This is a genomic window from Musicola paradisiaca NCPPB 2511 (assembly GCF_000400505.1).
In the GTDB taxonomy this organism is placed as follows: Bacteria; Pseudomonadota; Gammaproteobacteria; order Enterobacterales; family Enterobacteriaceae; genus Musicola; species Musicola paradisiaca.
Window position 1 is genome coordinate 3,819,105 of sequence record NZ_CM001857.1, and the last position, 20,416, is coordinate 3,839,520.

Annotated in this window: 18 protein-coding genes and 1 tRNA gene; 6 read left to right on the forward strand and 13 right to left on the reverse strand. The window is 56.9% G+C overall.

The features are described 5' to 3' along the window. The first annotated feature begins 110 nt into the window (after positions 1–110). Positions 111–1,295: a 5-methyltetrahydropteroyltriglutamate--homocysteine S-methyltransferase gene (locus DPA2511_RS16810; RefSeq protein ID WP_015854945.1), complete on the forward strand. Its 1,185-nt coding sequence runs from the start codon at positions 111–113 to the stop codon at positions 1,293–1,295. 346 nt (positions 1,296–1,641) lie between these two features. Here DPA2511_RS16810 and DPA2511_RS23555 read toward each other — a convergent pair whose 3' ends face one another. Then, a complete protein-coding gene (locus DPA2511_RS23555; protein WP_015854946.1) occupies positions 1,642–1,785 on the reverse strand; it encodes a hypothetical protein in 144 nt (47 codons plus the stop codon). Between the two features lie 60 nt (positions 1,786–1,845). On the opposite strand from DPA2511_RS23555, the gene rfbB reads away from it, so the two are divergent. From rfbB to rfbC, 4 genes are read left to right on the forward strand one after another with little or no spacing between them, the layout of a single operon-like run. Further along, on the forward strand, positions 1,846–2,907 hold the full coding sequence (gene rfbB, locus DPA2511_RS16820) for a dTDP-glucose 4,6-dehydratase (protein WP_015854947.1): 1,062 nt from the start codon (positions 1,846–1,848) through the stop codon (positions 2,905–2,907). After that, positions 2,904–3,770: a glucose-1-phosphate thymidylyltransferase RfbA gene (gene rfbA / locus DPA2511_RS16825; RefSeq protein WP_015854948.1), complete on the forward strand. Its 867-nt coding sequence runs from the start codon at positions 2,904–2,906 to the stop codon at positions 3,768–3,770. The genes rfbB and rfbA overlap by 4 nt, the downstream gene beginning before the upstream one ends. A 21-nt stretch (positions 3,771–3,791) precedes the next feature. After that, on the forward strand, positions 3,792–4,664 hold the full coding sequence (gene rfbD, locus DPA2511_RS16830) for a dTDP-4-dehydrorhamnose reductase (RefSeq protein ID WP_015854949.1): 873 nt from the start codon (positions 3,792–3,794) through the stop codon (positions 4,662–4,664). Between the two features lie 9 nt (positions 4,665–4,673). Continuing rightward, positions 4,674–5,231 (forward strand): dTDP-4-dehydrorhamnose 3,5-epimerase, encoded by a 558-nt coding sequence (rfbC, locus tag DPA2511_RS16835; protein WP_015854950.1) that lies wholly within the window; start codon positions 4,674–4,676, stop codon positions 5,229–5,231. Positions 5,232–5,739: 508 nt separating this feature from the next. On the opposite strand, the gene DPA2511_RS16840 is transcribed toward rfbC, so the two are convergent. From DPA2511_RS16840 to DPA2511_RS16870, 7 genes are all read right to left on the reverse strand, one after another. Next, a tRNA-Gly gene (locus DPA2511_RS16840) sits at positions 5,740–5,813 on the reverse strand. Between the two features lie 81 nt (positions 5,814–5,894). Continuing rightward, a complete protein-coding gene (locus DPA2511_RS16845; RefSeq protein WP_015854951.1) occupies positions 5,895–6,566 on the reverse strand; it encodes a LysE family translocator in 672 nt (223 codons plus the stop codon). Positions 6,567–6,800: 234 nt separating this feature from the next. Continuing rightward, complete coding sequence (locus DPA2511_RS16850; protein ID WP_015854952.1) at positions 6,801–7,790, reverse strand: DUF979 domain-containing protein; 990 nt, start codon at positions 7,788–7,790, stop codon at positions 6,801–6,803. Between the two features lie 3 nt (positions 7,791–7,793). Beyond that, positions 7,794–8,513: a DUF969 domain-containing protein gene (locus tag DPA2511_RS16855; protein ID WP_015854953.1), complete on the reverse strand. Its 720-nt coding sequence runs from the start codon at positions 8,511–8,513 to the stop codon at positions 7,794–7,796. A 162-nt stretch (positions 8,514–8,675) separates the two neighbouring features. After that, positions 8,676–10,409 (reverse strand): acetyl/propionyl/methylcrotonyl-CoA carboxylase subunit alpha, encoded by a 1,734-nt coding sequence (locus DPA2511_RS16860; RefSeq protein WP_015854954.1) that lies wholly within the window; start codon positions 10,407–10,409, stop codon positions 8,676–8,678. A 21-nt stretch (positions 10,410–10,430) separates the two neighbouring features. Continuing rightward, a complete protein-coding gene (locus DPA2511_RS16865) occupies positions 10,431–12,035 on the reverse strand; it encodes a 5-oxoprolinase subunit B/C family protein (RefSeq protein ID WP_023638461.1) in 1,605 nt (534 codons plus the stop codon). Positions 12,036–12,037: 2 nt separating this feature from the next. Beyond that, on the reverse strand, positions 12,038–12,805 hold the full coding sequence (locus DPA2511_RS16870) for a LamB/YcsF family protein (RefSeq protein WP_015854956.1): 768 nt from the start codon (positions 12,803–12,805) through the stop codon (positions 12,038–12,040). Positions 12,806–13,114: 309 nt separating this feature from the next. On the opposite strand from DPA2511_RS16870, the gene DPA2511_RS16875 reads away from it, so the two are divergent. Continuing rightward, positions 13,115–13,783, forward strand: coding sequence for a GntR family transcriptional regulator (locus DPA2511_RS16875; protein WP_023638462.1), 669 nt, complete (start codon positions 13,115–13,117; stop codon positions 13,781–13,783). A gap of 85 nt (positions 13,784–13,868) precedes the next feature. On the opposite strand, the gene lysS is transcribed toward DPA2511_RS16875, so the two are convergent. The 5 genes from lysS to xerD all read right to left on the reverse strand — a co-directional run bounded on the left by lysS (position 13,869) and on the right by xerD (position 20,080). Further along, on the reverse strand, positions 13,869–15,386 hold the full coding sequence (lysS, locus tag DPA2511_RS16880; protein WP_015854958.1) for a lysine--tRNA ligase: 1,518 nt from the start codon (positions 15,384–15,386) through the stop codon (positions 13,869–13,871). A 9-nt stretch (positions 15,387–15,395) separates the two neighbouring features. After that, positions 15,396–16,494, reverse strand: a protein-coding gene (prfB, locus tag DPA2511_RS16885; RefSeq protein ID WP_015854959.1) for a peptide chain release factor 2 whose coding sequence is annotated in 2 segments (ribosomal slippage) — positions 15,396–16,418 and positions 16,420–16,494 — 1,098 coding nt in all. Because the reading frame shifts where the segments join, the coding sequence is not laid out codon by codon here. Positions 16,495–16,627: 133 nt separating this feature from the next. Beyond that, positions 16,628–18,370: a single-stranded-DNA-specific exonuclease RecJ gene (gene recJ / locus DPA2511_RS16890; protein WP_015854960.1), complete on the reverse strand. Its 1,743-nt coding sequence runs from the start codon at positions 18,368–18,370 to the stop codon at positions 16,628–16,630. A gap of 6 nt (positions 18,371–18,376) precedes the next feature. Continuing rightward, the gene (gene dsbC / locus DPA2511_RS16895) at positions 18,377–19,096 is read right to left on the reverse strand and encodes a bifunctional protein-disulfide isomerase/oxidoreductase DsbC (RefSeq protein WP_015854961.1); all 720 of its coding nucleotides are present in this window, start codon (positions 19,094–19,096) and stop codon (positions 18,377–18,379) included. Between the two features lie 84 nt (positions 19,097–19,180). Further along, the gene (gene xerD, locus DPA2511_RS16900; protein ID WP_015854962.1) at positions 19,181–20,080 is read right to left on the reverse strand and encodes a site-specific tyrosine recombinase XerD; all 900 of its coding nucleotides are present in this window, start codon (positions 20,078–20,080) and stop codon (positions 19,181–19,183) included. Between the last annotated feature and the right edge of the window lie 336 nt (positions 20,081–20,416).

Consider the following 20,416-nt stretch of genomic DNA (forward strand, 5'->3'; position numbering starts at 1 on the left):
CATCCAGATATGATAAAAATTCAATTTATGTGAATTTCTTTCACCACAAAGTCTTGCATATCAATGATATGTTTTGCGGTTACAACAGAATCCTATGAAAGAGATCAATCATGGCAACCCAAGAGACCTACACCCCACCGTTTCGCGCCGACGTGGTCGGCAGTTATCTGAGGCCCACCTATCTACACGAAGCGCGGGCACAATTCGCACAAGGGAAAATCGCTGCTGATGCGCTGAAAGCCGTCGAAGACAGGGCCATTACCGAGCTGGTCGTCAGGCAGAAAGCTGCCGGGCTTCATGTCATCACCGACGGAGAATTTCGCCGCAGTTGGTGGCATCTGGATTTTATGTGGGGCCTGAACGGCGTAGAAAAAGCAGCGTTATCGCAGGGATATGTGTTTTCAGGTATTGAAACCCGGCCGGAAACCGCACGTCTGACTGGGAGAATCAGTGGTGAAAACCATCCGTTCATCGAACATTTCCGCTTCCTGATGCAATTTTCTGAAAAAGACATCGTCCCGCGCCTGACCATCCCGGCGCCGGCCCAATTTTTCAAAGAACTGTATCGCCCCGAAAATCGGGACAGCACCCAAAGATTCTACCCGTCCCAGGATGCGTTAATCGCGGATATCGCTGCGGCATACCAGACGTTCATCCAGGAACTCTACGCGGCGGGGTGCCGTAACTTGCAGTTGGATGACTGCACCTGGGGCATGATGGTCGATGCCCGCTACAATAACGCCGGCGTGGCGGCTCAAACATCGCCAATCCAGAACGACTGCCACTGCGCTCACGATGCTCACACCGTTATCAGCAATAATGTTCAGGAATTGGCGGAACTGTTATTGCAAGCCAACAATACGGCCATCGCAGGCGCACCGTCCGACCTGGTTATCGCCACTCATGTATGTCGTGGCAATTATCGCTCCACCTGGGCGGCAAGCGGCGGCTATCAGCCCATTGCGGATGTGCTGTTCGGACGGGAAAACGTCTCGGCGTACTATCTGGAATTCGACACCGAGCGCGCTGGCGATTTCTCTCCGCTGGCGGCGGTATCCGGCGATAAAAAGGTGGTGCTGGGGTTAGTTTCATCCAAAACCGGCGAACTGGAAGACAAGCAGACCGTCATTGAACGTATTCGGGAAGCGACCCGTTACATTCCACTTGAACGCCTCTGCCTGAGCACGCAATGCGGCTTCGCATCCACCGAGGAAGGCAACGCCCTGACTGAGGAACAGCAGTGGGCGAAAATCGCCCTGGTCACAGAAATCGCCGACGAAGTGTGGCCCGCATAAGCATAAATAACAGCGCGATCCGCCAATAAACGTCTATGCCGGCGTGTTACGCCGGCACAATGTCACATCAGGCGGCAGTCTGCACAGCGGCACGCCCCCGGACATTCATTCCCTTTCAATGCATCGTCATTCGTCAGCAGTTCCACTGTTATACCCGACATACTTCACGTTGCCGGTGTGTTGGCGGCGTTTGCTCACCCGAATCACTTACCTGAGTAAGCGCATCGGGATTCGCTCTCTTGCCGCGTTACAAGGCTCTTACGAGCCTTGCCCTAACGGGCCAACGCGTGGCGTTGTTCAACACGCGAGCGTGTTGTCCTGCAACTCGAATTATTTGGGGTATATCTTATGAATTACTGTATAAAATACCGCGCTGTTCCCTTGATGAAAAACTCGCCAGAACATGGATTTCACGCTCGATAATCGGTTTAATGAGCACCCGACAATGGATGGAAAGCGCCAGACACGCATCCTGAATCAGCAATATCATTTACAGTTATGCCTTTCCGTTGTCCGGCAGGGCTTGTCATTTAACGTTGGAATCTGACTTATGAAAATATTGGTTACGGGCGGTGCGGGCTTCATCGGTTCCGCTGTAGTGCGCCACATCATTAATAATACGGCAGACGCGGTAGTCAACCTCGACAAGCTAACCTACGCTGGCAACCTTGAATCACTCACAACCATCGATAAAAGCGAACGTTATACTTTTGAACGAGTGGATATTTGCAACAGAACGGCGTTAGACAGCGTGTTTCAGCAACACCAGCCTGATATGGTTATGCATCTGGCGGCGGAATCGCATGTTGATCGCTCCATCGACGGCCCAGCCGCTTTTATTCAGACCAATATTGTCGGTACCTATACCCTGCTGGAGGCAACGCGCGCTTACTGGAGCGCACTGCCAGAGTCACGCAAAAGCGCATTTCGTTTCCACCATATCTCTACCGATGAGGTCTACGGCGATCTGGAGAAAACCGATGATCTGTTTACCGAATCGACGCCTTATGCCCCCAGCAGCCCGTATTCGGCGTCCAAGGCATCCAGCGACCATCTGGTTCGCGCCTGGTATCGCACCTACGGATTGCCCACGCTAGTGACCAACTGTTCCAACAACTATGGCCCCTATCATTTTCCGGAAAAATTAATTCCACTGATAATATTGAATGCCCTGGCGGGAAAACCGTTGCCGGTCTACGGCGATGGTCAACAAATTCGCGACTGGTTGTTTGTGGAGGATCATGCAAGGGCGCTATACAACGTCGTCACCGAAGGGAAAATCGGCGAGACATACAATATTGGCGGGCATAACGAAAAAACCAATATCGAGGTGGTGGAAACCATTTGTCAGTTGCTTGAAGAACTCGTTCCCCAAAAACCACAGCACGTTGTTTTTTATAAAGATTTAATTACCTATGTCAAAGATCGCCCCGGTCATGACGTGCGTTATGCTATTGATGCCAGTAAGATTTCTCGCGAACTGAACTGGAAGCCTCATGAAAGTTTCGACACCGGAATTCGAAAGACAGTCCTATGGTATTTAAACAATAAGTCATGGTGGAATCGCGTACTCAGCGGTGCTTATCACGTCGTAGAAGGAAATCGCTCATGAAAGGCATTATCCTGGCCGGAGGCTCCGGCACCCGCCTGTATCCCATAACTCTGGCTATCTCAAAACAGCTGATACCGATCTATAACAAACCCATGATTTATTACCCGCTGTCTACGCTGATGCTGGCGGGTATTCGCGAAATACTGATCATTACAACGCCCGAAGACAACCAAAACTTCCGCCGCCTGCTGGGCGACGGTAGCCAATTTGGCATTCATATCGACTATGCCATCCAACCCAGCCCCGATGGCCTGGCCCAGGCGTTTATCATTGGTGAAGAATTCATCGGCAACGACAGTTGCTGCCTGGTGTTGGGAGACAATATTTTTTATGGGCAATCCTTTGGTAATACATTAAGGAAAACAGCGCAAAAGACAGCTGGCGCCACAATCTTTGGTTATCAGGTTAAAGACCCTGAACGTTTCGGCGTGGTCGAATTCGATGCGAACATGAATGCCGTATCCATTGAAGAAAAACCCGCATCACCCAAATCGAACTATGCGGTAACAGGCCTTTATTTCTATGACAACAGAGTCATCGACTTGGCCAAGCAGGTAAAACCCTCACATCGCGGCGAACTCGAAATCACCACCATTAACCAAATGTACCTGGAGGATGGTTTACTCAGCGTCGAATTACTCGGCCGCGGGTTCGCTTGGCTCGACACGGGAACCCATGAAAGCCTGCATCAGGCCTCCTCATTTGTACAAACAATAGAACATGTGCAAGGCATGAAAGTGGCCTGCCTTGAGGAAATTGCCTGGCGTAATGGATGGCTGACCAAGCAGGAACTCACGACACTGGCCCACCCCATGTTAAAAAACGAATACGGCCAATATTTGATGAATTTACTTCGGCAGTAACAGACTTTCTGGATAGCGAATATGCGAATTTTAATAACAGGCAGTCAAGGGCAATTAGGGCAACACCTGGTGTCATATCTGAATGGAAAAGCCGAGTTGCTAGCTACCGGCCGTGACAGTCTGGATATTACGAACAAAAATCAGGTCATCGATAAAGTTAAAACATTTAACCCTGATTATATTATTAACGCAGCAGCTTACACTGCTGTGGATAATGCGGAAGATGATAGCGAGCGTTGTTACGCCATCAATCGTGATGGGCCAGCCCATCTGGCGGAAGCCGCCAATATTGCCAATGCGGTACTTTTGCATATTTCCACTGATTACGTCTTCGACGGCCGCGCTGAACAGCCTTACACCGAAGATATGCCGACTCATCCGCTAAATGTCTACGGCGCCAGCAAGCTGGCGGGTGAACAAGCGGTAGCGGAAATAGCCCGTAAATTCCTCATCATCAGGACATCATGGGTATTCGGTGAATACGGCAATAATTTTGTCAAAGCGATATTACGGCTGGCAGCGACCCGCAACATGCTGAATATTGTTAATGATCAGTTTGGCGGCCCCACTTATTCAGGTGATATCGCCAATACATTAATAGAATTAATTCACTATATTGAGCAGGGAAATACGCCAGCATGGGGAATTTATCATTATTCCGGCACGCCCGCTGTAAGCTGGTTTGAATTTGCCGGCGCCATTCTCGAGCAGGCCAAAGCGCATAATTTGTTGGAAGCCTATCCAAAACTCTCAGGCATTCCGTCTGTAGATTATCCGACCAAGGCTAAACGCCCTGCCAACTCCGTCCTCAATTGCGATAGAATAACAAAACAATTTGGATTGGCGCCCAGTCAATGGCTGTCAGCAATAAATGATATTGAAAAATATAAGTGATTTAACTTTATGAATATATTCGATACGCAAATCCCCGATATCAAGATCATTGAACCAACGGTATTTGGTGACGAGCGGGGTTTTTTCATGGAAACGTGGCATCAAAAAAGATTTGAAGATCTTGTCACGCAACGACCATGCCGTTTTGTCCAGGATAACCACTCAAAATCCAGGAAAGGAATTCTACGCGGGTTACACTACCAGACAGAAAACCCACAGGGAAAACTCGTTCGCGTTATTGCCGGTGAAGTGTTTGATGTGGCCGTAGATATCCGCAAGAACTCCCCAACGTTCGGCCAATCGGTCGGCGTCTACCTGTCCGCGCAAAATAAACGTCAATTATGGATTCCAGCCGGGTTCGCTCACGGTTTTTACGTCACCAGCGATGAGGCTGAATTCGTTTATAAATGTACCGATTATTACAATCCCAATGCTGAACACTGCATTATCTGGAATGATGAATCGCTCAATATCGATTGGCCAATAGAAAACGAGATGGTCATACTTTCCGCCAAAGATGAGCAGGGCAAAAAATTCCAGGATATTCCGCCACAAAACTTGATGTAAGCCAGCATACCTCTTGAGATCACCGCTTTGGAACACGCGAAGCGGTGAGCATATTCCCGAATCTATTTCCACCATCATCAGATGCCTTCCCAGAGAAGACGACGCCTATCTCGTTATTTTGGCACCGAACTACCTGGCATGCGGCCGGAGCGACACCCTCTTTACGCACGACACTGTATTTACGGACAACACTGTATTTACGAACAACACTGCATTTACGAATGCGGTGAAATAGCTCGGAGCGATCGCTTACCGGAGGATATTGATATTGAACGTTTCAGAATGACATTTACCGGGCATCAATATCTCCCATTTCAGCACGCTGCAATGACAGAGGCGTCACTCAACACCGTGGCGACTCCGTTGATGACCTTCAATGCACATTATTCGATATATCAATGAATTATTAGATTTTATTGAACCAGCCAGAGAACATTTAGCACAGAGGGAAGACACATTGTGATGACTGGATTGAATAGGCTGTGCGAGACGTTGCAAGAAGGGTGTCTGGAGCGGGCGAAGGGAATCGAACCCTCGTATAGAGCTTGGGAAGCTCTCGTTCTACCATTGAACTACGCCCGCGTAGAAAGTGCATCGCATTATAGCGCTATCTGTCTGGCGGGCAAGACAATATCGGCTGACTGCGCGTGTTTTGAACAGCCATCAGCGCAAAGGCAGTAATAACGTCTGATATCCATTGACGATCACCTGGGCGGCAAACCCGGCGAACAGCACCGCCGACAGCGCGCTGCAATAAAAAGAGAGCCGTCCTTTTAGCGCACCGCGGCCGTATTTCACCAACAGCGCCATAAACAACGTCCAGAGTACGCCGCCGCTAAAAAAACCGGCCAGAAACAGCGACACCTGCCCGACGGAACCATCGGTCGACTGGGCGATCAGCGTACCGCCGACGGCGGCAAACCACAGCAACGCGCTGGGGGATGCCAACGCCATGCCGACGCCGCTGAAGAAATCCCGGTGCGCCGGAACAATCACCGTCGCCGCCCCGCTTCGCTCACCCGCCACATTCAGCCCCCGCTGTTGGCGATAATCCCGCCAGGCGCTACGCGCCATCGACCAGGACAGCCACATCAACACCGCGCCACCGCCAATCCACAGCAGCCAGCGAATCGGCGTATAGCTGAAGATCGCCACCATGCCCAACGCCGATAGCGATGCATAAATCAAATCGCCGAAGCAGGAACCCAGTCCGATAAAAAACGCTGAACCCGCGCCATCCCGCAGGCCGCGGTTAATAATGGCGGTATTGACGATCCCCAGATCCAAACACAACGACAGCGACAGCAACAACCCGCTCAGTATCACCAGCAACATCTTCATCCCTCTGTAGTTATTGTGGCGCCGAAGTTATTGTGGCGCCGAAGTTATTGTGACACCGAAGTTATTATGGCGCCGAACTTACGGCATCCGCCGCGGAAAACGCTGTCCAGGCGCAGCATCAGCGCAACCCCTATCGCGATATGTGATCATGGAACCCCCGGGAACCGCTGGCAGGCTGACAGTATCACCAAGCCCCCACAGCGGCAACCGGGCATCAAACGCCGGAAATTACAGGAACAGCAGGAAATACATCAAGAACACGTTGACCGTCAGCAGCGCCAACCCCGTAGGGAACTGAGCGCGGATGACGCCGTAACGATCCGGCAATTCCAGCAGTGCCGCGGGCACCAGGTTGAAGTTGGCCGCCATCGGCGTCATCAGCGTACCGCAGTAGCCGGAAAACATACCGATAGCCGCCATCACCGCCGGGTTGCCGCCGTGCTGCAGGATCAGAATCGGAATACCGATGCCGGCGGTCACGATCGGAAACGCCGCAAACGCATTCCCCATCACCATGGTCAGCAGCGCCATCGACACCACATAGGTCAGCACCGCGATAAAACGGTGATCCACCGCCAGATAATGCTGGGTCAGGTAAGAAATGGCGGATCCCACCCCGGCGGAGGTGAACAGCAACCCCAACGTGGCGAGGATCTGCGGCAGAATAAACGCCCACCCGATGGAATCCAGCAGACGACGCGCCTCCTGCACCGAACGTACCGGCTTTTCACCGGTCAGGCGCAGCGCGATCAGCCAGCCGATAATGCAGCCCAGCGCCATGGAAAACAGCGTGATCAGCGTGGAATTATTGCCATTGCCGAACAGCGCCTGCTGCAAACCGCCGATATAGGTAAACGCCAGCACGCCCACCGCCGTCACCACCGGGATGGCCAGCGCAGGCAGAAACAGACGGTTGCCGAGACGGGCGGCGCTTTCCTGGCGCTCCTCGTCGCTGCGCTGGTGATAGCGGCCCAGCCTGACGCCGCCGCAACCGGCGATCAACGCCATCACCACCACCATCAGCCCGACGGCGATATGCAGCGCACGCGGCGACATCAACGCCGTCGCCCAGTCCCCCAGCAGAAACATCACGCCGTACAGCCCCCAGAACACCCCGGTGGTCCAGCGACGCGGGTTGCCCCGATCGCCGCAGGACATCGCCGCCACCACCAGCAGCAGGATGCCGGCCAGCGTAAACAGATACTGTTGTTGAAACATGGCTTATTTCTCCTGCGCGCTCAGTTCACGGTAAACCGCCAGTTCGGCGTCCAATTTCCGATCCATCCGGCGCAGCCGCCAGGCGTGGATCAGAAATGCGCAAATGGCGGTGGGCAACCCCCACAACGCAATGTGCAGCGGTTCGGTCTGGATACCGCCGGCCTGCTGCATAAAGTTATGCATAAACAGGATGGCGCCGAACGCCACGAAAATATCTTCCCCGAAAAACAACCCGACGTTATCGGTTGCCGCCGACATCGCGCGCAACCGGTGACGCACCGCATCCGGCAACGTGCCGTGGCGGTTTTCCGTCGCACCTTCCGCCATCGGCGCCAACAGCGGGCGCACCATTTGCGGATGACCGCCGAGGCTGGTCAACCCGAGCGCCGCTGCAATTTCACGGGCGAACAGGTAGACGATCAGCAAACGTCCCGCCGTGGCGCTACGAATACTGGCGATCCAGGACTGAGAACGCTCTTTCAGTCCATAACGCTCCAGCAGCCCAATCACCACCAGCGGCAACAGCAGGATCAGCGCCAGATTGCGGGTATTGAGAAAGCCGGTGCCCAGCTTATCGAGGATGTCCGCCAACGGCATATTCGCCGCCAGGCCGGTGATAAGCCCGGAGACGATAACCACCAGCACCGGATTGAAACGCAAGAGAAAACCAATAACGATGGCCGCAATGCCCATCAGCGGCCAAAGATTCACTGCAGTTTGCATAGTCGCTCCCGATTGTGTCGCGCCCTACCGGTTCGGCGGATTGCACCGATACGGTAAGGGTTGAGCCTGTTGTGATGACGTGTTGTGTGATGTTGTGTTGTTATCATGTTGTTTGCTGCGGCTCCGCACTCGCACCAGCGAACACGGAGCCGGAATACGTCCTTACCCGGCGGTGATGCGGGCCAGCACTGCGCCCGCCTGCACCATCTCGCCTTGCGCCGCCAGCGGCTCCAGCTTGCCGCTACGGTGCGCCGTTACCGACGTTTCCATTTTCATCGCTTCCATCACGGCGATAACCTCCCCTTCCTGAACTTGTTCCCCGGCCTGACGTTGCCAGCACTGTAACAACCCGGAAATAGGCGCCAGGCAAGCGTGCGTATCCGTTGCGACGTCAGTAACCGCGGCAGAGATCGCCGCGCCGGAACGCAGATCCCCCCCTGAGAGCAGCCCGGCGGGAATGCCCAACTGATGACGCCGTCCGTCCAGCTCGATAAAGGTGCGCACCATCTCCGGTTCGCTGCCCGGCAGCGGACGCGGCGCGATGGCGATGTCGGCGGCGAAATCGGTTTCAATCCAGCGGGTATGCACCTTAAACCCCTCGGCCCCCGTAAAATCAGGGTGATCGACCACCGCCTGATGAAACGGCAGCACCGACGCCACGCCATCGATGCTGAACTCCGCCAAGGCACGCCGGGCGCGCGCCAGTGCAATCGCCCGCGTCGGGCCGCTGACGATAAGCTTGGCCATCAGCGAGTCAAACGCGCCGGGGATGGTCGAACCGGATTTCACGCCGCTATCAAGGCGAATACCCGGCCCGGCGGGCGGATCGAACCGCGTGACCGTACCTGGCGTCGGCAAAAAGCCGCGCCCGGCATCTTCCGCGTTGAGACGAAACTCAAACGCATGCCCGAGCGGTTCAGGCATCGCACTCAGCGTCAATGCGTGTCCTTCGGCGATGCGGAACTGTTCCAGCACCAAATCGATCCCGGTAGTCTCTTCAGTGACGGTGTGCTCCACCTGTAAGCGGGTATTCACTTCGAGGAAAGACAGACGCCCGTCGCGGCTCAACAGGAACTCCACCGTTCCGGCGCCGATGTAGCCCGCCGCCGCGCAGATATTCCGCGCCGCCAGTTCGATCTGCTCGCGCAGGCTGCCATTCAGGAACGGCGCCGGGGCCTCTTCCACCAGCTTCTGGTTACGGCGCTGCAGCGAACAGTCGCGGGTGCCCAGCACCACCACGTTGCCGTGCCGATCCGCCAGCACCTGCGCCTCGATATGGCGCGGCTTATCCAGAAACTGCTCAACAAAGCATTCACCGCGGCCAAAAGCGGTAATCGCCTCACGCACCGCCGAATCATACAGCTCCGCCACTTCATCCAGACGCCAGGCCACTTTCATACCGCGACCGCCGCCGCCGTAGGCCGCTTTGATGGCGATCGGCAAACCGTACTCGCGGGCAAACGCCACCACCTCGTCCGCGCTGCCGACCGGATCAGTCGTACCCGCTACCAGCGGCGCCCCCACCCGATGCGCCAGCTGGCGCGCTTTTACTTTATCGCCGAGCATATCGATGCTTGCCGGATCCGGGCCGATCCACACCAGCCCCGCGTCCTGTACCGCACGGGCAAATTCAGCCCGCTCCGACAGGAAACCATACCCAGGATGCACTGCGTCTGCGCCGCTACGCTGCGCCACCGCGATGAGCCGTTCGATGTTCAGATAGGTTTCATCCGGGCGCTGCCCCGGTAATACCCAGGCCTCGTCCGCCAGCGACACATGCAGGGCCTGGCTGTCGCTGTCGGCGTATACCGCCACCGATTGCAAACCATAGTCGCGACAAGCGCGGATGATGCGTACTGCGATTTCTCCGCGATTGGCAATCAATACTTTTTTCATCGTTGTTCTCAGTGTCCTGTGTCAGGCGGCACCGGCGTCGGCCGGCAACGTTAATGCAGAAAAAGACGTGACCGCCCGGAAGCGGATGCGGGCGTTGACCGGCAATTGCCCCAACAGATCAAGATGATAAGCGGCGACGCAGCCAATCACCGGATAGCCGCCGGTCAACGGATGGTCGACCGCGAACAGCACCGGCTGCCCGTTGGGCGGCACCTGAATCGACCCGGCGCAGGTGCCTTCGCTGGGCAGTTCGTGCAGTACCGTTCGCGCCAGCGGCGTATCGGCCTGCAAACGCAACCCAATGCGATCCGACAACAACGTCACCAGCCATTCCTGTTCGGTCAGCGCCTGCCAGGCCTCATCGGTGAACCAGTCGGTACGCGGGCCGGCCACCACATCCAGCGTGACCGTCTCCCCCGCTACCGGCAGCGTCACGTCGCCCTCGGCCGATAGTTCGACCGCCGTCAACCGCTCAGGCGCCGACACCGGCAAACGGGTTCCGGCCCGCAGCGGTTCAGGCCCCAGCCGCGCCAGCGTGTCGGTCGCCAGGCTACCCATGACTGGCGTCACGGCAAAACCGCCGCGCACCGCCAGATAACTGCGTACACCGCTGGAGGGAATCCCGAGCGTCACGGTATCGCCGTCATCCAGCGCAATTGGCGTAAACGGACGGGCCTGCCATACCGCACCATCAGCGCGAGTGATGGTCACGGGGCAAGGCGCCCCCGCCAGCGCCATCACCGTATGGCCTTCCACCCGGAAAACCAGCCCGCCCTGTACGATTTCCAACACGGCGGTGCCCGGCGCGTTTCCCACCAAACGGTTGGCGCGGCGCATCGCGCCTTTATCCATAGCGCCGGATGCCGAAATCCCCTGCCCGGCCAAACCGGGGCGGCCGGCATCCTGCAACAGCGTTTGTAAACCGGCGGTTTTCACCACTAACGCACAACCGGTATCAAGTGGCGGATTATCCGCTGCTGCCGGCAGCGCATCCGGACGCCTCACGGACACCGGACGACGGCGGTTATCACAAAACGCCACCCGCGATCCCGGTTGCAGCAGCGCCGGAACATCGCGCGCCAGATCCCACATTTTCAGCGGCGTAGTACCAATTAGCTGCCAGCCGCCGGGGCTCTCCTGCGGGTAGACGCCGCTGAACAGACCGGCCAGCGCCACCGCGCCGGCGGGAATACGCGGACGCGGGCTGCTGCGACGCGGTACGTTCAGGTTTTCCCCGCCGGACAGGTAGGCAAAACCGGGCGCGAAACCGGTAAACGCCACCATATAATCGTTACCGGTATGGCGCGCGATCACCTCACTGACGCTGATACCCAGCAACTCCGCCACCTGCGGCAAATCTTCGCCTTGATAATCCACCGGGATCATCACCCTTTCCCCCTGACGTGTGTCGCTACGGCCGAGATCGCAACCGGCGATCGCCTGCGCCAGCCGGGCAAAAGAGGTGGTGTGGGGATTGAAGCGCACCAGCAACGTGCGCGCCGCCGGGATCATCTCTTCGACCCCATCGGGCGTCGTGTAGCGCAGCGCGTCAAACAGCGACAGGGTTTCATTCAGATCGCGCAGCTCCACCAGCAGCGCATTCAGGTTGACCGGAAGAAAGCGCATCATCATCGCCCCAAACGGCAAGGCGCGATGACAACGCCCGCCTGCGTCAGCGTCTGGCGGATTTGGCGCGCCATCGCCACCGCACCGGGACTATCGCCGTGCACGCACAACGACTGCGCCTCAATGCGCACTATCGAGCCGTCGATCGCTGCCACCGTGCCGGTAGTCACCAGTTGCAGCATGCGCTCGGCGACCAGTTGCGGATCATGCAGCACCGAGCCGGCCAACGAACGGGATACCAACGAGCCATCCGCATGGTAGGCACGGTCGGCGAAGGCTTCGGCGACCGTGTGCAACCCGTGTTCGCGGGCCAACGTCAACAGCGGCGAACCCGCCAACCCGACCAGCGTCAACGTGGGGTCAATCGCGTTAAGCGCCTCAATCACCGCCAGCCCTTGACGGCGATCGGCGGCGATGGTGTTGTACAGCGCGCCGTGCGGTTTTACATAACTCACCCGTCCGCCCACCGACGCCGCCAGCCCTTGCAGCGCGCCGATCTGATAGATAACGTCAGCCGTCAGTTCATCGCTGGCCACCTCCATGTTACGGCGCCCAAACCCGCTCAAATCCGGATAAGCGACATGCGCGCCGATAGCGACGCCACGCGCCACCGCTGCCCGTAACGTTGCGCGGATACCGGCCGGATCGCCGGCGTGAAAACCGCAGGCGATATTGGCGCTGGAGACGATATCCAGCATGGCGGCGTCATCACCCATCTTCCAGGCGCCGAAGCTTTCACCTAAATCACTGTTCAGATCGATCTGTTTCATTGCGCTGTCCTGTCCTCATTCATGCGTATGCTAAGCAAAATCAATGCCATTGCTCTGCAAAATGTATTTTTTGTTGATTTATTAATTACAAATTGTTGAACAATATGCAACAGCCCTTCCCACGCGCCATGTCATGCACTGAACGCATGGCTAGGAACGACGGCAAATGCACCACAACAAGGCATGATGCGCACCAAAACCAGGCAACCCGGACATCCCCTCCGCCCTCAGCTTGCTGGTGCAGGTTGTTCTGTGTGAAGATGACCGCCAGCAGCGCTTATGCATATCCAAGGGACCCAGCCTGACCCCATGACGACAAAAAAAGAGACCGCCGAGTCACCCCGTACCCTGAACGACAGCGTCGCCGAAACCCTCCGTAACCGTATAACCCTTGGCGAATTTCACCCTGGGCAGCGCTTGTCAGAAGCGGCGCTCAGCGAAAGCCTGGCCATCTCCCGCAACACGCTGCGGGAAGTGTTCCGCCTGCTGACGCAGGAAGGGCTGCTCCGCTATGAACCCAATCGGGGCGTCTTTGTCGCAACGCCGGACATGTCCTCCATCATCGATATCTATCGCGTGCGACGCATTATCGAATGCCAGGCGTTGGCTAAGGCTTATCCGATGCACCCGGCGGTCAAAACCATGCGGGCTGCCATCGAGCGGGCGCGTCAGTGTTGCGAACAGCGCGACTGGATGGGCGTCGGCACCGCCAACATGGCGTTCCACACCGCAATCGTCGAACTGGCGGATAGCAAACGCCTCAGCACTTTTTATCGCCATGTCTCCGCCGAACTGCGGCTGGCGTTCGGCCTGCTGGACGATCCCGAGCACCTGTATGTGCCCTATATCGACATGAACGCCCATATTTTGTCGTTGCTGGAAGCAGGCGATACACAAGAAGCCGCCGACACGCTGGAAAGCTATCTCGATCAGTCGCAACGGGTGATTTTGGCGTACTGGTCGCGCCGCACGGAATAACCACAGCACGCAACCAGCGCCGTTCGAAAAAACAGCAGGACAGGAAAAAATTCACCCGCCGGGCGGCGGGTGAAGTGGGAAAGGTTTATTTCTGCGGACGCATGGCCGGGAACAGAATCACATCACGGATGGTGTGGCTGTTGGTGAACAACATCACCAGACGGTCAATACCGATACCCAGACCGGCCGTCGGCGGCAGGCCGTGCTCCAGCGCAGTGACGTAGTCTTCGTCGTAGAACATCGCTTCGTCATCGCCGGCGTCTTTCGCCGCCACCTGATCCTGGAAGCGTTGCGCCTGATCTTCCGCATCGTTCAGCTCGGAGAAACCGTTGCCGATTTCACGTCCGCCGATGAAGAATTCAAAGCGGTCGGTGATTTCCGGGTTAATGTCATTGCGACGCGCCAGCGGAGAGACTTCCGCCGGGTATTCGGTGATGAAGGTCGGCTGAATCAAGTGCGCTTCCGCCACGTCTTCGAAGATCTCGGTCACGATACGGCCCAGACCCCAGCTCTTCTCCACCTTGACGCCGATGGATTCGGCGATGGCTTTCGCCGCGTCGAAGCTGTCCAGATCCGCCAGGTTGGTTTCCGGGCGGTATTTCTTGATCGCCTCGCGCATGGTCAGCTTCTCGAACGGTTTGCCGAAGTCAAACGTCTGGTCGCCATACGGCACTTCGGTAGTCCCCAGCACGTCCTGCGCCAGCGTGCGGAACAGCGACTCGGTCAGCTCGATCAGATCTTTGTAGTCCGCATACGCCATATAGAGTTCCATCATGGTGAACTCAGGGTTGTGACGCGGGGATACGCCTTCGTTACGGAAGTTACGGTTGATCTCGAACACGCGCTCAAAACCGCCCACCACCAAACGCTTCAGGTACAGCTCCGGCGCGATACGCAGATACATATCAATATCCAGCGCATTGTGGTGCGTGATGAACGGACGGGCCGAGGCCCCGCCGGGGATCACCTGCATCATCGGGGTTTCCACTTCCATGAAGTCGCGACCCACCATGAACTGGCGAATACCGGCCAAAATCTGCGAACGCACGCGGAATGTCTGGCGAGAGTCGTCGTTGGCGATCAAATCCAGATAACGCTGACGATAGCGGGTTTCCTGATCTGCCAGGCCATGGAATTTATCCGGCAGCGGACGCAGCGCTTTGGTCAGCAGACGCAGCTCGGTGCAGTGGATGGAAAGCTCGCCGGTCTTGGTTTTGAACAGCTTGCCGCGCGCGCCGAGGATATCCCCCAGATCCCACTTTTTGAACTGTTCGTTGTAGACGCCTTCCGGCAGATCATCGCGGGAAACGTAAAGCTGAATGCGACCGCCCACGTCCTGCAGGGTAACGAAAGAGGCTTTGCCCATGATACGGCGGGTCATCATACGGCCAGCCACGGTCACTTCCAGACCCAGCGCTTCCAGCTCGTCGTTGTCTTTAGCGTCGTAGCCGGCGTGCAGCCGATCGGACGTACTGTCGCGGCGGAAATCGTTCGGGAACGCCACACCGTGTTCACGCAACGCCGCCAGTTTTTCGCGCCGCGTTCTGAGTTCGTTATTAAGATCCTGCGCCTGTTCGGCACCCTGATTTTGTGGTTCAGACATGTGGATTCCTTATAAACCCGCTTTCAAGCTTGCTTCAATGAATTTGTCCAGATCGCCATCCAGCACCGACTGGGTGTTGCGTGTTTCCACCCCGGTACGCAGATCCTTGATGCGGGAGTCATCCAGCACGTAGGAACGGATCTGGCTCCCCCAGCCGATATCGGACTTGTTGTCTTCCATCGCCTGTTTCTCGGCATTTTTCTTTTGCAGTTCAAACTCGTACAGTTTGGCTTTCAACTGTCTCATCGCCTGATCTTTGTTCTTATGCTGAGAGCGGTCATTCTGACACTGGGTCACGATATTGGTCGGAATATGGGTAATACGCACTGCGGATTCGGTACGGTTAACGTGCTGGCCACCGGCGCCCGATGCGCGGTACACGTCGATGCGCAGATCGGCGGGGTTAATCTCGATATCGATATCGTCATCCACTTCCGGGTAAACAAACGCGGAACTGAACGAGGTATGGCGGCGACCGCCGGAATCGAACGGGCTTTTACGCACCAACCGATGTACGCCGGTTTCGGTACGCAGCCAGCCGTAGGCATATTCGCCGACCACTTTGATAGTAGCGGATTTGATGCCGGCCACTTCGCCTTCCGACTCTTCGATAACTTCGGTCTTGAAGCCTTTGCTTTCGGCCCAGCGCAAATACATGCGCAGCAGCATGCTGGCCCAGTCTTGCGCCTCGGTGCCGCCGGAGCCGGCCTGCAAGTCGATGTAGCAATCGGCGCTGTCGTATTCGCCGGAAAACATGCGGCGGAATTCCAGCTGGCCGAGTTTATTCTCCAGCTGATCCAGCTCGATGATGGTTTCGTTGAAAGTCTCTTCGTCGTCTTCCTCTACCGCCAGATCCAGCAGACCGGTGACATCCTCCAGCCCCTGATTCATCTGCTCGATAGTATCGACGATCATTTCAAGCGAGGAACGCTCTTTGCCCAGCGCCTGCGCGCGATCGGGTTCGTTCCAGACGTCGGGCTGTTCCAGCTCGGCGTTGACCTCTTCCAGACGCTCTTTCTTAGCGTCGTAGTCAAAGATACCCCCTCAGAACAGCTGTCCGGTCAGACAGGTCCTGAATGCGGTTTTTTACCGGGTTAATTTCAAACATGATTTTCGTTCTTTATGGTTGGTCATAGATGGCAAAACAGATTCAAACCGCGCATTGTAGCGGATTAACACCGTGGTTTATAGCCGTTTGCCGCTAATTCGGCCGAAGGCGCCCCGATTCAGGTTGGCCGCCGTTACAGCGGCCAAAGATGCTCGATCAACAGTTGCACCGAACGCTTGCCGCGATACTCATTGATCTCCAGCCGGTACACCATTTCCACTTCTTTAATACTCGGATCAGGCCAGGTGGCGGTATCGACATTAAACGCGATGCCATCTAACAACGGCACCTGTCCGGTTCCGCCGATGGGTTCAAACAGCGCTTTCAAATGGCGCTCTTTTAACAAACGGGGCTTCAGAATACGAAAGCGGCCGTCAAAGGCCGGTTCCGGAAACGACTGCCCCCACGGCCCGGCTTCCCGCAGCATTTCCGCCGTTCCCAGCGTCAATTCCGGCGCGGCCAACTCGCCATCAGACCAGATAACCCCTTCAAGATGCGAGGCATCCAGCCACTCGCTCACCAGTTCGCCGAACCGCGCGCGAAACCGGTCAAACTGGTGCGCTTCCAGCGACAACCCGGCAGCCATGGCATGCCCGCCGAATTTCAGCATCATCCCCGGATGAAGGGTGTCCAGGCGCTCCAGCGCATCCCGCAAATGCAAACCGGGAATCGAGCGACCGGATCCTTTCAGAACACCGTCGCCCGCCGGCGCGAACGCAATCACCGGGCGATGAAAACGCTCCTTGAGGCGCGAAGCCAGAATACCCACCACGCCCTGATGCCATTCCGGGTGGTACATCGCCACCCCTGACGGCAATGTCGTCTGGCTGCGCTCCAACTGTTCGCACAGCTGCAACGCTTCCACCTGCATGCCCTGCTCGATTTCCCGCCGCGTCTGGTTTAACGCATCCAGTTCGCTGGCCAGCATGCGCGCCTGTACGATGTCATCACACAGCAGCAGCGCCACGCCGACCGACATATCATCCAGTCGCCCGGCGGCATTAAGGCGCGGCCCCAGCGCAAAACCGAGATCGCTCGCCGCCAGTTGCGCAGCGTCGCGGTTGGAGACCTCCAGCAACGCGCGAATCCCCGCGCGACACTTACCGGCCCGGATACGGCTTAACCCCTGCGCCACCAGAATACGGTTGTTGGCATCCAGCGGCACCACATCCGCCACCGTGCCCAGCGCCACCAGATCCAGCAGTTCCGTTAGATTAGGAACAGCAAGATTGCGTTGCGCAAACCAGCCGCTGTCGCGCAGACGCACAAACAACGCCATCATCAGATAGAACGCGACGCCGACGCCCGCCAGCGACTTGGAAGGAAAGGCGCAATCCGCCAGATTCGGGTTAATCATCGCGTCCGCCGACGGCAGGGTTTCCCCCGGCAGATGGTGGTCAGTCACCAGCACCCGGATGCCGCGCTGGTGCGCGTCGTCGACCCCGGCGTGGGAAGAGATACCGTTATCGACAGTCACGATCAGATCTGCGCCTTTGGCCGCCGCCTGCACCACCACCTCCGGGCTCAGACCGTAGCCGTCTTCGAAGCGGTTCGGCACCAGATACTGTACCTGATCGCACCCCATCGCCCGCAGCGCCAGCACCGTCAACGCGGTACTGGTGGCGCCGTCAGCGTCAAAATCGCCCACCACGACAACGCGCAGCCGCTCGGCCAACGCCTGGCACAATAAATCTACCGCCGTCCCGATACCGGTCAGTTGGCGATAATCCAGCAACCCGCGCAGGCTGCGATCCAGTTCCTGCGGGTCTTTCACCCCGCGTAACGCATAAAGACGCCGCAACAGCGGCGGCAGCGTGTCCGGCAAATCGCCGTGTTCCACCGCCGGACGGCGGCGAAGTTGAGTTACTACATTCACTGAGACTTAACCACCCGATTTCTGCGACGCCCGATGCGCCTCCAGCATAGCCATCATCTCTTTCGGATCCTGATACCCCGGCACCACCGTACCGTCATCCAGCACGATCGCCGGCGTGCCCTGGACGCCGAACAGAATACCCAACTGATAATGGGGCGCGATGGCAGTTTTACAGGTGGCCGGCGAAATCTCATCGCCTTTCATCGCCGCGTCGAACGCCTTGTTGCGATCCGCCACGCACCAGATGGACTGCATGTCTTTCTCCGCCTGCGAGTTCAGCCCCTGACGCGGAAACGCCAGATAACGCACGGTAATGCCCAGCGCGTTATAGTCTTTCATCTGCTCATGCAGCTTGTGACAGTAGCCGCAGATGATATCGGTAAATACCGTGATCACATGTTTCTCCTTCGCGGCTTTGTACACGATCATCTGATCTTTGAGTGCTTCCATCTTGTTCATCAGGATACCGTTGGTGACGTTAACCGGTGTTTTACCGCCGACATCGTACAACGGCCCCTGCAACAGATGCTTGCCGTCCTCGGTGATGTACAGCACGCCGCTTTCCGTCAACAGCGTTTTCATCCCCGCGACCGGCGCCGGCTGGATCTCGGCGTTTTGCAAGCCGAGACGGCTCAGCGTTTGTTTGATGGCTGCGTCATCCGCCTGAGCAACGCCGCCGCTCATCATCGCCGTCAGTACCGCCAGCAGTAATACCTGTTTCTTCATCGATAAAATCCTGTTTTGAGGGCGACTGCCCATGGCCATCCATCACGAACGGCCCTGTCGCCATAATCCTGCACGCCACCAGCCTCACGCTCGTGGATGATGCTGCTGATGCAGCTGTTTCAGACGCTCTGTGGCGACATGGGTATAAATCTGCGTAGTAGAAAGATCGCTATGCCCCAACAACATCTGCACGACCCGCAAATCCGCACCGTGATTTAGCAGGTGAGTGGCAAAAGCATGACGCAAAACATGCGGAGAAAGTCTGGCGCTGTCAATACTGGCGAGCACCGCATAGTGCTTTATCCGATGCCAGAAAGTCTGGCGCGTCATTTGTCGGCCGCGGGTGCTGGGGAACATCACGTCGAGCGTTTGCCCGTCCAGCAACCAGGGGCGGCCGTACTCCAGATACTGTTCCACCCAATACACCGCCTCTTCCCCCAGCGGCACCAGCCGCTCCTTGTTACCTTTGCCGATCACGCGCACCACACCCTGGCGCAGGCTGACGTCGCTCATCGTCAACCCCACCAGCTCAGAGACGCGCAACCCGGTGGCGTACAACACCTCCAGCATCGCTTTGTCGCGCAGTTCCAGCGGCTGATCGGTGGCCGGTGCGGCCAGCAGCGATTCGACCTGCGCTTCCGTCAGATCCTTGGGTAGACGCTGGGGCAATTTGGGCGAAGAGAGCACGGCGCTCGGGTCATCCGGGCGGACTTTTTCCCGATAGAGATACTGAAACAGGCGCCGCATAGCGCTCAGCAGACGGGCGGAGCTGGTCGCCTTATAGCCGCCGTCCACCCGTTCGGCTAAAAAGGATTGCAGATCATCGGGACGGGCGTCAGACAGGCTGGCGTGGTGATGGGCCAGCCACGCCGCCAGCGTGCGCAGATCGCGGCGGTAGGACTGCAGCGTATTCTCCGCCAGATTGCGCTCCAGCCAAACGGCATCCAGGAACTGTTCAATTCGCATCTGGTCTTGTTCGTTCATCCGCTTTTCCTCCTGTATGCCGTTGCCGGGCTCGTATTATGCCTCACCCACGCCGTCGTGGCCTAAGGCGCGATGGGGAGCGGCGCTAAATAGCCCCCGCCGACGCGGTCGCCCCCGGCATTAACGCCCTATCATCGAAAATACCGCTGATGAGTACAACCTGTTGTACTCGAAACAAAAAAATCCGTGAATAAATTCACATTTTCACCTCGATATTTCGCATTTTCCCGTAACCTGCCTGGTTGCATGACTTCCATCACAAAATGACCAACCACGCCCAATCAATACTGATTCCAACAAGAAAGACAGGAGTCCAATATGTTGGAATCAAGCAAA

What these genes read in the sequence shown, in the direction of transcription:
- DPA2511_RS16850 (WP_015854952.1), bottom strand. Translation starts at nt 7,790, where the DNA reads ATGTTTCAACAACAGTATCTGTTTACGCTGGCCGGCATCCTGCTGCTG.
- DPA2511_RS16860 (WP_015854954.1), bottom strand. Translation starts at nt 10,409, where the DNA reads ATGAAAAAAGTATTGATTGCCAATCGCGGAGAAATCGCAGTACGCATC.
- DPA2511_RS16855 (WP_015854953.1), bottom strand. Translation starts at nt 8,513, where the DNA reads ATGCAAACTGCAGTGAATCTTTGGCCGCTGATGGGCATTGCGGCCATC.
- DPA2511_RS16870 (WP_015854956.1), bottom strand. Translation starts at nt 12,805, where the DNA reads ATGAAACAGATCGATCTGAACAGTGATTTAGGTGAAAGCTTCGGCGCC.
- rfbD (WP_015854949.1), top strand. Translation starts at nt 3,792, where the DNA reads ATGCGAATTTTAATAACAGGCAGTCAAGGGCAATTAGGGCAACACCTG.
- DPA2511_RS16845 (WP_015854951.1), bottom strand. Translation starts at nt 6,566, where the DNA reads ATGTTGCTGGTGATACTGAGCGGGTTGTTGCTGTCGCTGTCGTTGTGT.
- lysS (WP_015854958.1), bottom strand. Translation starts at nt 15,386, where the DNA reads ATGTCTGAACCACAAAATCAGGGTGCCGAACAGGCGCAGGATCTTAAT.
- rfbA (WP_015854948.1), top strand. Translation starts at nt 2,904, where the DNA reads ATGAAAGGCATTATCCTGGCCGGAGGCTCCGGCACCCGCCTGTATCCC.
- DPA2511_RS23555 (WP_015854946.1), bottom strand. Translation starts at nt 1,785, where the DNA reads ATGATATTGCTGATTCAGGATGCGTGTCTGGCGCTTTCCATCCATTGT.
- dsbC (WP_015854961.1), bottom strand. Translation starts at nt 19,096, where the DNA reads ATGAAGAAACAGGTATTACTGCTGGCGGTACTGACGGCGATGATGAGC.
- DPA2511_RS16810 (WP_015854945.1), top strand. Translation starts at nt 111, where the DNA reads ATGGCAACCCAAGAGACCTACACCCCACCGTTTCGCGCCGACGTGGTC.
- rfbC (WP_015854950.1), top strand. Translation starts at nt 4,674, where the DNA reads ATGAATATATTCGATACGCAAATCCCCGATATCAAGATCATTGAACCA.
- xerD (WP_015854962.1), bottom strand. Translation starts at nt 20,080, where the DNA reads ATGAACGAACAAGACCAGATGCGAATTGAACAGTTCCTGGATGCCGTT.
- DPA2511_RS16865 (WP_023638461.1), bottom strand. Translation starts at nt 12,035, where the DNA reads ATGCGCTTTCTTCCGGTCAACCTGAATGCGCTGCTGGTGGAGCTGCGC.
- DPA2511_RS16875 (WP_023638462.1), top strand. Translation starts at nt 13,115, where the DNA reads ATGACGACAAAAAAAGAGACCGCCGAGTCACCCCGTACCCTGAACGAC.
- rfbB (WP_015854947.1), top strand. Translation starts at nt 1,846, where the DNA reads ATGAAAATATTGGTTACGGGCGGTGCGGGCTTCATCGGTTCCGCTGTA.